This window comes from Providencia xihuensis, from assembly GCF_041953405.1.
GTDB classification, from domain to species: Bacteria; Pseudomonadota; Gammaproteobacteria; order Enterobacterales; family Enterobacteriaceae; genus Providencia; species Providencia vermicola.
Genome location: NZ_CP169565.1, coordinates 469,832 through 482,267, shown reverse-complemented (window position 1 = coordinate 482,267; position 12,436 = coordinate 469,832). Strand labels below are relative to the sequence as shown.

At 42.2% G+C, this 12,436-nt stretch carries 10 protein-coding genes; 5 read left to right on the top strand and 5 right to left on the bottom strand.

Annotated features, from left to right (window positions below):
* Position 1 precedes the first annotated feature (1 nt).
* From ACE2AL_RS02105 to zur, 4 genes are all read left to right on the top strand, one after another.
* Positions 2 to 820, top strand: coding sequence for a bifunctional 2-polyprenyl-6-hydroxyphenol methylase/3-demethylubiquinol 3-O-methyltransferase UbiG (locus ACE2AL_RS02105; protein ID WP_206086233.1), 819 nt, complete (start codon positions 2 to 4; stop codon positions 818 to 820).
* Positions 817 to 1,662, top strand: coding sequence for a ModD protein (gene modD, locus ACE2AL_RS02100; protein WP_272539941.1), 846 nt, complete (start codon positions 817 to 819; stop codon positions 1,660 to 1,662). Before ACE2AL_RS02105 ends, modD begins: the two co-directional genes overlap by 4 nt.
* Positions 1,663 to 1,795: 133 nt before the next feature.
* The gene (locus tag ACE2AL_RS02095) at positions 1,796 to 3,793 is read left to right on the top strand and encodes a TonB-dependent receptor plug domain-containing protein (protein WP_375083911.1); all 1,998 of its coding nucleotides are present in this window, start codon (positions 1,796 to 1,798) and stop codon (positions 3,791 to 3,793) included.
* A gap of 268 nt (positions 3,794 to 4,061) precedes the next feature.
* Positions 4,062 to 4,583 carry a zinc uptake transcriptional repressor Zur gene (zur, locus tag ACE2AL_RS02090; protein WP_272539939.1) on the top strand — a complete coding sequence of 174 codons (522 nt, stop codon included), beginning with the start codon at positions 4,062 to 4,064 and terminating at the stop codon, positions 4,581 to 4,583.
* Positions 4,584 to 4,764: 181 nt separating this feature from the next.
* On the opposite strand, the gene lexA is transcribed toward zur, so the two are convergent.
* Together lexA and ACE2AL_RS02080 are read right to left on the bottom strand one after the other, a co-directional pair.
* Complete coding sequence (lexA, locus tag ACE2AL_RS02085) at positions 4,765 to 5,382, bottom strand: transcriptional repressor LexA (protein ID WP_206086229.1); 618 nt, start codon at positions 5,380 to 5,382, stop codon at positions 4,765 to 4,767.
* Between the two features lie 137 nt (positions 5,383 to 5,519).
* The gene (locus ACE2AL_RS02080) at positions 5,520 to 5,894 is read right to left on the bottom strand and encodes a diacylglycerol kinase (RefSeq protein WP_206086228.1); all 375 of its coding nucleotides are present in this window, start codon (positions 5,892 to 5,894) and stop codon (positions 5,520 to 5,522) included.
* Between the two features lie 126 nt (positions 5,895 to 6,020).
* Between ACE2AL_RS02080 and plsB the strand changes: the two genes are divergently transcribed.
* Positions 6,021 to 8,522, top strand: a complete 2,502-nt coding sequence (gene plsB, locus ACE2AL_RS02075) for a glycerol-3-phosphate 1-O-acyltransferase PlsB (RefSeq protein ID WP_272539938.1) — start codon at positions 6,021 to 6,023, stop codon at positions 8,520 to 8,522.
* 86 nt (positions 8,523 to 8,608) lie between these two features.
* Here the strand turns inward: plsB and ubiA are convergent, their stop codons facing one another.
* The 3 genes from ubiA to pgi all read right to left on the bottom strand — a co-directional run bounded on the left by ubiA (position 8,609) and on the right by pgi (position 12,070).
* Positions 8,609 to 9,463, bottom strand: a complete 855-nt coding sequence (ubiA, locus tag ACE2AL_RS02070) for a 4-hydroxybenzoate octaprenyltransferase (protein WP_349415960.1) — start codon at positions 9,461 to 9,463, stop codon at positions 8,609 to 8,611.
* A gap of 149 nt (positions 9,464 to 9,612) precedes the next feature.
* On the bottom strand, positions 9,613 to 10,125 hold the full coding sequence (gene ubiC, locus ACE2AL_RS02065; protein WP_206086360.1) for a chorismate lyase: 513 nt from the start codon (positions 10,123 to 10,125) through the stop codon (positions 9,613 to 9,615).
* 298 nt (positions 10,126 to 10,423) lie between these two features.
* Complete coding sequence (gene pgi, locus ACE2AL_RS02060; protein ID WP_272539935.1) at positions 10,424 to 12,070, bottom strand: glucose-6-phosphate isomerase; 1,647 nt, start codon at positions 12,068 to 12,070, stop codon at positions 10,424 to 10,426.
* Positions 12,071 to 12,436: the final 366 nt, after the last annotated feature.

The window sequence follows — 12,436 nt, the reverse complement described above, 5'->3', positions numbered from 1 at the left end:
CATGTTAATCAACCAAATTGATTTTTCTAAAATGTACCAAGAGCATATGCAGCAAGCGCATAGAACCCGCAAAGAACCCGAACATTGGGATAAAAAAGCCCAGCAAATGGCACAAAATTGTGCAAATCCTAATGACCCCTATTTAGTACGCTTTCGTGAACTGATGGATTTTACGGGCGCACACACTTTGCTAGATGTGGGCTGTGGCCCAGGTTCGATTAGCCTGTGCCTCGCCAATGAATTTAAAGAGGTTATTGGTATTGATTACAGCGGTGGCATGCTAGAGATGGCACGGCTTCGCGCTAAAGAACTTGGTATTCCCAATGCCCACTTTGAGCAACTTGCCTGGGAAGACAGTTGGGCAACTCTGCCTAAAGTGGATATATCCGTCGCTTCCCGCTCAACGTTAGTCGATGATTTAAAAGCGGCACTACTTAAGCTAAATCGCCAGACAAAACTGCGCGTTTACACCACGCATACCATCAACCCAACCTTTATTGATGAAAATATTATCCGTGAAATTGGCCGTGAAGTAATTCGTTTGCCAACCTATATTTATGCGGTGAACATCCTGCATCAAATGGGTATCAATGCCCGTGTCGATTTCATTAAGAGCCCAAATAAAGGCGGCTTTGATAACTTTGAAGCCTTTGTAGATAGTGTCAATTGGTCACTCAAAAATATCACGCCAGAAGAAACGGATATTCTTCGCCACTATTACGATGTTCAAACAGCATCAGGTAAGAAAATATCTTATCCATCAAGGGACTGGGCGATGGTCTCGTGGGATGTTGTGGATGAATCGGAACTGACATTATGATTTATCTACCTGATGCATTAATTGACCAGCTGCTGTTAGACGATATTCAATATGGAGACTTAACCACCCGCGCCTTGGGGTTGCACTCACAACTTGGCGTAATGACATTTGCCTCCAAGCAAGGGGGCTGCGTCAGTGGTATTCACATTGCAAAACGCATGCTAGAAAAGCTAGGGATTACCTGTGAATGCCATTTTCATGATGGGCAGATTGTCGAACCGCAAAGTATTTTAGTTCGTGCAACAGGGCCGATTGAAGCGTTACATCAAGGCTGGAAAGCGGTGCAAAACGTCCTTGAATGGTGCGGGGGTGTTAGCCACTACACCCAGCAAATGGTCTCTATTTTGCGCCAGTATCAACCTAATGGGCAACTCGCTTGTACGCGAAAAACCATTCCAAACACTAAGCCTCTTGCCTTAACTGCGATTTTGGCAGGAGGCGCCATTATTCACCGAACAGGCAGCGCAGAAAGTATTTTGCTGTTTACTAACCATCGCCAGTGCCTTGAAAATCCAGATGATTGGAATGCGCATGTGCAAGCTTTACGCCAAAATGCACCCGAAAAGTTAATCATTGTGGAAGCCGACGATTATCAACAAGCTGAACTTGCCATCAAAGCGCAAGCAGATATTGTGCAGCTCGATAAATTGCCAACAAACCAAATTCAGCAATTACAGCAGCTGGCTAACGCGCAGAATCGGCCTTGTCAGTTGTCTTTAGCGGGTGGAATCAATTTAAAAACCATTGAAGAATTCGCCCAAACAGGCGTGCCATTGTTGGTGACTTCCGCACCATATTATGCGGCACCTCGAGATATAAAAGTGAAGATTTTTAAGCAGTAACCTAAGAAGTCTGCGTTAAAAAAACCATTCGCTAAAACAGCCTACCCCCATAGGCTGTACTAACTTATGGCTAATGACGCACATCGTTATATAAAAAATAATATATCGTAATTAATGAAACTGGAAAGACATAATGAAAATAAAACAAATAACCTATTTAGTTGGGATGGCTTTATTCGCAGCACAAGGGCACGCCGCATCTGACCCTAAAGCAGAGAAAAATACTGACGTGATGTCTGTTTGGAGTACGCCACTTGCAGCGGATGCCAATGTCATCACTGAAGAACAAATGAAGCAATTGAATAAAACCAACGTAGCGCAAGCATTGAGCACCATGCCAGGGGTCTCTATTCAAAAATCAGGTAACCGTAACGAAACACAGGTGAATGTGCGTGGTTTCGATAGCCGCCAAGTACCTATCTTCTTTGATGGTATCCCAACCTACGTGCCCTATGATGGTACGTTGGACTTAGGTCGCTTTATGACTAGCGAGTTGGCGAGTGTTGAGCTTTCGACGGGCTATACCTCGTTACTGCAAGGGCCAAACTTGATGGGTGGTGCAATTAACTTAACCACCGCAACACCGAAAAAGCCGTTTGAAGCCAATATCAGCTTAAACCAAGGTTTTGCCCGCGGTGCAGATAATGCCCACAATATTAGCGCACGATTAGGTGGCCGCAATGACTTAGGGTTTATTCAAGTCAGTGGTAGCCAGTATAAGCAGCGTTTTATGGGGATCCCAGGATCTGAGAATGATAACCCGTTAGCAGGGAGCAATGGACGCCGCCCTAACTCTGCAACAGATGACAAACGGATGATGGTCAAGGTGGGTTGGACACCACGTGAAGCCGATGAGTATGTTGTGACCTATCTTAAACAAGATGGTGACAAGAACAGCGCACCAAGTGTCACGAATAAGAAGCCTCAAATTTGGCAATGGCCAGCTTATGATAAAGAAAGCATTTATTTTAATGGGACAACCCAAGTCACTGACGATATAGCCTTACAAAGCCGTTTCTATCACGACACCTTTAAAAATACCTTGCACCAATACAAATCGGTCAAAGATTACGAAAAAGGTATCTATAACTACAGTCGTTACGATGATTACAGCAACGGTGCCGACATGCGTGTTGATTTCACCGTGCGTGAACTCGATATGTTGTCATTCGCCGCACACTGGAAAGAAGACGTTCACCGTGCTCGTGCAAGAAAAGATGTGCCCTTCGACCGCTATAAAGACAATACCTATTCTATTGCCACAGAATATCAATGGGTTGCCACTGATAACTTAGATATTATCGGTGGTATTGGTTATGACTGGCGTAAAAGTGCTGATGGTAAACGTTATAATTACGACACAACAGACTTCGAAAAATACGATGGTAATAGTCAGCATGCCTTCAACTGGGAAGCCATGGCGCGTTACCACTTAGCAAATGAAGACACAGTACAATTCTCAATTTCTGAAAGAAGCCGTTTCCCAACGCAAAAAGAGCGTTATACCAAAGAAAAAATGAAAACACCTGTCACTTTTGTTATTAACCCACATCTAAATGCAGAACGTGCGCTGACTTACGATTTAACTTACAAAGGCCATATCTCTCCTCTTTGGTCATATACCTCCAGCATTTATTACAACCATGTCTCAGATGCTATTATGGCACATCGTGTCGGTACTGATAAAAATGGAAATCCTTTATTAGAAAACCGCAATAGCGGAAAAGTCGACTACTTCGGTATTGATTTAGGCACGACAGGCCAAATTACCGATTGGATGGAAGCAGGTTTAAGCTACGGGTATATTCATGCCGATCCAAAACACTACAGCGTCAAGCATGTGGCTGAGCTGCCAACCCATAAAGCCTTTGCTTGGGTGAAATTTACCCCTTACGAACCGTTTAGTATTACGGTGACTGAAGAAGCCAGAAGCTGGGCATTTAACTATGTGGATGCTGAAAGTAAAGTGCGCGGATTTGCTAAAACTGACCTGCGTTTAGATTATGACTTAGGGCAAGGCGTTTCCGTCAATAGCTCAGTGAATAACTTATTTGATAAGTCTTATGAATATACCAATGGCTATATTGAAGAAGGTCGCAACTATTGGTTAGGTATTGAATATAAATACTAACCCATAATATATTAGGCAGAGATTTAATTCTTTGCCTAATATTTATTATCGTATCTATAGAATTCCAATATTTATTATTAATAAATAAAAATATATTCATTGTTTTCTCCATTTATTATTTCTTTTATTTTTCATTTTTATCTAACAAAATTCAGTTGAGTACATGCCCTTCTCCCTTCTACTTTCTCTTTTCAAGCTATTTCAGTCAGAAAACTATGATAAACTTGTTCCTATAGTCGATACTTAGTTTTCGAAGTTGGAGTCAAAAATGAAAAAAATGAGTGAAGATAAGATACTTGTGATGGCAGAGCGTATCTGCCAATCAAGGGGCGTTAGATTGACTCCACAGAGAGAAACCGTGTTACGTCTTATTGCACAGCAACACGGAGCTATCAGTGCCTACGATTTATTAGATTTGCTGCGTGAAGTTGAACCACAAGCAAAACCACCCACTGTTTACCGTGGGCTTGAGTTTTTAATGGAGCAAGGCTTTATTCATAAAATAGAGTCAACCAACAGCTACGTTGTTTGCCATCACTTTGATAACCCAAGTCATATCTCAGTGATGCTAATTTGTGATCATTGCGGTAGTGTGACTGAAAGTGATTGCGCAACAATAGAAGCCGCCATTATTAGCCTAGCGGAAACTAATCAGTTCCGTTTAAGGCATACTGTTGTGGAAAACCATGGTTTATGTAAAAAGTGTGATGAAATTGATAGCTGCAAAGACCACGCACACTGTAGCCATGACCATGAGCAACCGATCACTGCAAAAAAAAGTAGCAAATAACGTTGTAGAATCCACGACATTACTTATATAAGAAAAGAATACGAAAAGTAGTATAAAAAAGGATATAAAAGATAAGAACTAAGTAAAGCAGGCAGATCTCTATACATCAATGTGAAATCTGCCAGCAATAATGGAAAAATCAAACAAGCAGCGCGCCGCTACCTACCTGATAATCTAAGAATTAATACCAATCACTATTACGGATCACCCCAACTGCTAAACCCTCAATGGTGAAGCTTTGCTCGCGTAAATCGACAACAATCGGCGCAAACTCAGGATTTTCAGCGATTAACTCAACACGATTACCTTGTTGTTTAAAACGTTTAACAGTCACTTCATCATCAATGCGCGCAACAATCACTTGGCCATTATGCGCATTTTGTGTTTTATGAACTGCTAATAAGTCACCGTCCATAATACCGATGTCTTTCATCGACATACCATTCACACGTAATAGGAAATCTGCGTGAGGTTTGAAAAGTTCAGGATCAACCTGATAATGACTTTCAATATGTTCTTGTGCCAATAAAGGTTCGCCAGCGGCAACGCGCCCAATCAAAGGTAACCCTTGATCTTCAGCCTCTTCTTCAAGAAGTAGACGGATGCCTCGTGATGCCCCAGAAACAATTTCAATTACACCCTTGCGAGCCAAGGCTTTTAAATGTTCTTCTGCCGCATTAGGCGAACGAAAACCAAGACTTGCTGCTATTTCAGCACGTGTAGGAGGCATACCTGTTTGCGAAATGTGGTCACGCACCAGATCATAAACCTGCTGTTGTCGAGCCGTCAGTGCTTTCATTCCGTTCCCCTGTTTGTTTATACAGTCAAGCTGTGAGTATATACAGGTAAATGAAGATTTGAAACAGTTAAATTGCTGAATTTAGGCATTTGCTATCGATTGACTCTCTTTTCTCGACTCTAAACAACGTTTATTGGCTAGGCAGAAAAATAACGCTGCCATAAAATCAGTGCCCATATAAATAACGCTAAACCAATACTGATGAATACAGCCGCTGACCCAATATCTTTAGCGCGCCCTGAAAGTTCATGATATTCACTGCCAATACGATCAACAACAGCTTCTATTGCACTATTTAGTAACTCGACGATAGCCACCAGCACAACGGAGCTGATCAGCAATATTCTATCCACGTAACTGATATCTAAGCAAAAGGCGATAATAATCGCAATGACTGCGGCAACAGACTCCTGCCTAAATGCCGCTTCATTTATCCAAGCCGCTTTTAACCCCTTAAGGGAGTACCCTGCTGCTTTAATCACGCGGGTAAAACCCTTAGTTTGACTTGCCATATTTATTCCTTAAAAAATTCAAACAATAATCGATTTTTACAGTCAAAGTGAATCGTCAGTAACAGATCTACCAGTGGATTTCTGGTATGATTGAGCAGCATTGTTAACAAGAGGCTATAATCATTTATGTCACTATGGCGTAAAATATATTACAACACGTTGAATTTACCACTTAAATTATTGGTAAAAAGTAAACTAATTCCATCGGACCCAATTACAGAGCTGCAGCTTGATACCAACAGGCCAACGCTGTATGTATTGCCTTATCACTCTAAGTCCGACCTCCTAACGCTACGGCATCAATGCTTGGCTATCGGTCTGCCTGACCCTTTGGTTGATAACGACATCAATGGAACAAAGCTTCCTGCTTATGTGTTTATCGATGATGGCCCACGCGTATTTCGTTATTACTCACCAGATCCGCGTAAAGATTCCGTCAAAACATTCCATGCGTATTTAGATTTGCATAAAAACAATCCGAATCTGGATATTCAAATGCTCCCTGCATCGGTTATGTTTGGGCGCTCTCCAGGTCGTGAAGGGCATACCCCTGCACCACCACTGAAGCTATTAAACGGAGTGCAAAAATTCTTTGCTGTCCTGTGGTTAGGTCGTGATAGCTTTGTTCGCCTATCGCCCCCCGTTTCCATCGGGAAAATGGCGCAAGACCACGGCACAGATACCATTATTGCGAATAAATTAGCGCGTGTCGCCCGCATTCACTATTCCCGCCAACGCCTTGCGGCTGTCGGCCCGAAATTGCCCGCACGCTATGAACTATTCAATAAGCTTTTGACCTCAAAAGCGATTGAAAAAGCAGTCGAAGATGAAGCACGCAGTAAAAAAATTCCACTGAAAAAAGCACAGCAAAATGCGGTGAATATGATGGAAGAAATTGCTGCGAACTTCTCCTATGAAGCCGTGCGTTTAACTGACCGTGTACTGAGCTGGACATGGAACCGCCTCTATCAAGGCATTAATGTGCAGCATGCTGAGCGCGTTCGCCAATTAGCGCAAGATGGCCATGAAATTGTGTATGTGCCTTCCCACCGAAGCCACATGGACTACCTATTGCTGTCTTATGTTCTTTATCATCAAGGCTTAGTCCCGCCGCATATCGCCGCAGGGATCAACTTGAATTTTTGGCCAGCTGGCCCAATTTTCCGCCGCCTTGGTGCCTTCTTTATCCGCCGCACCTTTAAAGGAAATAAACTCTATTCCACGGTTTTCCGTGAGTATTTAAGTGAGTTATTTGCTCGCGGTTACTCTATTGAGTATTTTGTTGAAGGTGGACGTTCCCGAACTGGCCGTTTATTACAGCCAAAAACGGGAACGCTATCAATGACACTGCAAGCCATGCTACGTGGTGATTCGCGCCCTATCACTATCGTACCTATCTATATTGGTTATGAACATGTGATGGAAGTAGGCACTTACGCAAAAGAGCTGCGCGGTGCAGAAAAAGAGAAAGAAGGCTTATTTTCAATGATCCGCGGCTTGCGCAAGCTGCGTAACTTAGGTCAAGGGTATGTGAACTTTGGCCAGCCAATTTCCCTTTCTCATTACCTTAACCAACGCGTGCCAGATTGGCGTGATTCGATTGACCCTATTGAGCCGCAGCGCCCAACTTGGTTAAACCCAACAGTCAGCTCGTTAGCAGATAACATCATGGTGAATATCAATAATGCTGCCGCAGCTAACGCTATCAACTTGTGCGCAACGGCTTTACTGGCCTCACGTCAACGTTCATTAACCCGTGAGCAGTTAATTGAGCAAGTGGAATGTTATCTGCAATTATTACGCAATGTTCCATACACCGCCGATGCGACTACGCCAAATAAAACGGCTGAACAACTGCTCGAACACGCGTTGCAAATGGATAAATTCGAGGTAGAAAAAGACAGCATGGGGGATATTATTATTCTTCCTCGTGAAAATGCCGTATTAATGACCTACTACCGTAATAATATCCACCACTTATTGGTGTTACCGTCACTGATCACCAGTATTGTGTTGCACCATGAGCGTATCAGTCGTCAAGAAATTCACCATCAAGTCAGCCAAATCTATCCGTTCTTAAAAGCTGAACTGTTTATGCGTTATAACGACGAACAGCTGCGTGAAACAGTCGATACTCTGATTGATGAGCTAAATAATCAAAAACTTATCTGTCTAAGAGACGACGAAATGGTGGTATTGAACCCACGCCGTATTCGTCCATTACAACTCTTAGCCGCTGGTGTCCGTGAAACATTACAACGCTACGCAATCACGCTGTCATTACTCAATGCCAGCCCTGAAATAAGCCGTAATACGTTGGAAAAAGAAAGCCGTATTCTTGCACAACGTCTCTCTGTACTTCACGGTATTAATGCCCCTGAGTTCTTTGATAAAGCAGTATTCTCAACGCTCGTTGATACGCTTAGAGAAGAAGGCTATATCGATAACAATGAAAATGATATCTTCACCACTAACGCTAAAAAACTGTATGCGGTTCTTGCGCGGTTAATGTCCCCAGAAATCCGTTTAACCATTGAAAGTGTTAGCCAAGACGATGAGTTTTCAGAAGAGAAAAAAGTGGCTAAGCCCGATGAGTCCGCTCAAATCACAGAGCCAGAAAAAGACTAATCTGGTTTTGTAAACCGATAAAAAACAAAAAGGTAATGTTGAAAAACATTACCTTTTTTGTTGGTCTATTGAACATCATTCACTTGCTAAAAATAGCTCACCATGATGCCAATAAACAAAATCAAGCCAACGAAGTTATTATTCATAAAGGCCTTGAAGCAGGGAGCTCGTTCGCGGTTCATCATCAGTTTTTGCTGATAAACAAATAACCCCACAACCAGCGCCAGAGAAAAATAGTAAATGCTCCCCAGAGCAGCCAATGATCCCACAGCCACCAGCAAGCCGACCATCAGTAATTGCAGTAACCCAATAATTAATTTGTCATACTGGCCAAATAAAATGGCTGTTGATTTCACGCCGATTTTTAAATCATCGTCACGGTCAACCATGGCATATTGCGTGTCGTAAATCACTGACCAAATAATATTTATGAAAAACAATACCCAGCATACTAACGGAAGTGTTTCACCCACCGCAGAGAAGGCCATTGGAATCGACCAGCCAAATGCTGCGCCCAGTACAACCTGAGGTAAATGACTGACTCTTTTAACAAAAGGGTAAATCCATGCCAAAGCAAGCGCCGCAATGGACAACCAAATTGTCATTAAATTTAAAGTTAAAACCAGCAAGAAGGACACACCCACTAAACTTGCAAACAAAATTTTAGCTTCTTTTTCCGTCACATCCCCACTGGGTAATGGGCGATGTTTGGTGCGTTCCACATGACCATCAAAATGTCGGTCAGCGAAATCATTAATCACACAACCTGCGGCGCGCATGAAAAACACCCCCGCAGTAAACACAATCAAAATGTGCAAATTGGGCGTGCTTTGAGCAGCTATCCAGAGTGCCCAATACGTCGGCCAAAGTAATAACAGTGAACCGATGGGTCTATCAATACGCATTAAACGGCTGTATGCATGCCATTTACTTAGCGTCATACTTCCCTCCACTTTGTCGTGCTCCTTTTCTCACTCCATCATACTTCAAAATAGGTAGGTGTTCACACCACTCAGTTGAGCAAATCACGGATTTTTGTGTATTAGTGTCGTGTTTTGCCAAAATCTATAATTTGAAATAGTTTGGATAATTAACGATATGCAGGTGATTCTGGTAAAAATATCTCGGTTAACAATAAAGGTTTATCGGATAACCTTAATCGAGAGCGGCGAACCCAACGTTCTGCGGAACGACCAATATGAATGTAATCACGCGTTAGGTTATCTCGACTAAATAAATAGCGCCCTAATGGCATCCGACCAATATCCACTAATTGCTGGTCATCATCGGTGAGTGTTTCTTCCGGAATGACCGTACGACCAAGCAACCACGGAGTACCATCTCCATACATAACCACTTCGCGCACCCAGTAACGATGACTTGCAGGTAAATTTTGTGCTTCTTCCGTACTCAGCATCACTTGCGATACATAGCGTTCTAAATATGGAATGACAGTCACTTTCTGGCTATGTTGTTCAAAACGTTTTGTCATGGAGCCAAGTTCAAGTAACCAATCGAGCATGTTAGCGGGAACTCTTTCATCATCCTGCGCAATCCATTCAATTGGCTGCGAGGTAAATAGCGTTTCATCCATTACGTAAATTCCACCATGAATAACATGGTTATGATTTCTGTATTTCTTACCAAGTAGAATATCACGTTGTTTTGCTACAAGGTTAAAGTTAGCTAACAATTTATATAAAAAGTCACAAATTCAACACAAATTGTAAAAAAATAGTGAAAGATTCCATAATTAATAACATGTTATAAACAAAAATAAAATTCGTTAATACTTTAATAATCTAGCTGACATTAACTTATTCTGATGTTTCTTCTAATAAAGAAAACGGGAAGCCACCAACACTTCCCGCTTAATTTCACGACGTAATTTCAATAAACCATTAACGCCAAGCTTTATAGTTGTTAATTAAGCCATTGGTTGAACTGTCGTGGCTGCTGACTTTTTCACTGCTTTCTAATTCAGGCAGAATGCGGCTCGCTAATTGTTTACCTAATTCTACGCCCCATTGGTCAAACGTGAAGATGTTTAAAATCGCCCCTTGAGTAAAGATTTTATGCTCATACATCGCGATTAACGCACCTAATGAATATGGCGTAACTTCTTTGAGTAAAATCGAGTTCGTTGGGCGGTTACCTTCAAATACTTTATACGGTGCCACATATTCCATATCGGCCACTGATTTGCCTTGCGCAGCAAATTCAGCATCGACCACTTCACGCGTTTTTCCAAATGCTAGCGCTTCTGTTTGCGCAAAGAAGTTAGAAAGCAGCTTCTCGTGGTGGTCACCCAGTGGATTATGTGTGACTGCTGGCGCAATAAAGTCACAAGGGATCATTTTTGTCCCTTGGTGGATCAATTGATAAAACGCATGTTGCCCGTTCGTCCCTGGCTCGCCCCAAATAATTGGGCCAGTTTGATATGAAACGGGTTTTCCATCACGGCCGATATACTTACCATTGGATTCCATATTGCCTTGTTGGAAGTATGCCGCAAAACGATGCATGTATTGGTCGTATGGCAGAATCGCTTCAGTTTCTGATTCAAAAAAATTGTTATACCAAATGCCAATCAACCCTAACAATACGGGGATATTTTTCTCCAGTGGTGTTTGGGTGAAATGCTTATCCATTGCATGAGCGCCATTCAATAATTGAACGAAGTTATCAAAGCCGACAGATAAAATGATGGATAAACCAATCGCTGACCATAATGAGTAGCGGCCACCAACCCAATCCCAAAACTCAAACATATTGTTAGTATCAATACCAAACTTAGCGACTTCTTCACCATTGGTGGAAAGTGCCACAAAGTGCTTAGCAACCTGGCTTTCATCTTTTGCAGATGCTAAGAACCAATCACGAGCTGAATGCGCATTAGTCATTGTCTCTTGCGTAGTGAATGTTTTAGACGCAATTAAGAACAATGTCGTTTCTGGATTCAGTGTTTTCAACGTTTCAGCGATTTGCGTGCCATCCACATTAGAAACAAAGTGCATATTCAGATGGTTTTTATAAGGGCGTAATGCTTCAGTCACCATGAATGGGCCAAGGTCAGAACCGCCAATCCCGATATTCACAACATCGGTAATCGCCTTACCCGTAAAGCCTTTCCATTCACCACTAATAATGCGTTGGCTAAATTGCTGCATTTTTTCCAGCACAGCATTAACGTCAGGCATCACATCTTTACCATCTACGTAAATTGGTGTGTTGTCGCGATTACGTAAAGCCGTATGCAGCACAGCACGGTCTTCCGTGCGGTTGATTTTTTCACCCTTGAACATACTATTAATGGCACTTTCTAGCTCAGTTTCTTTTGCCAGTGCTAATAAATTGTCTAAGGTTTCTTGCGTTATTCTATTTTTGGAGAAATCCACTAAGATTTGACCATCGAACGTTGCCGAAAATTTGGTAAAGCGGTCTTTATCTTGCTCGAACAAATCACGCATATGCACATCTTTTATTTGCGCAAAATGTTGTTCTAGCGCCCGCCATGCAGCCGTCTGGCTTGGATTAATACTTCTCATGGATAACACTCTCCAAACAATTTTCAATAGAAATAGATTGTAACCCGTCAAGGAAACAGGGCTTATCGGTTTTCTGCGTTATATTGATATTCCCCAATTCTGCCGTACTTTTCCAGACTTAATTATCCCTTTTATATGAAATACGCACTTTCAATGCCATTTAGCTTAAAAAAAGCGACAAATGAAGATAGACCGATGAGCATACACAAGTATGTGATTCGGCTATCTAAACGCAGTCAACACCCATGCAGCTTGAAAAAGCCACTAATTTACATACGCTAAATCATTCGAGTTGCATGTAGGCGACAAGTGAAGATAGACCGATGAGCATACACAAGTATGTGATTCGGCTATCTGAACGTAGTC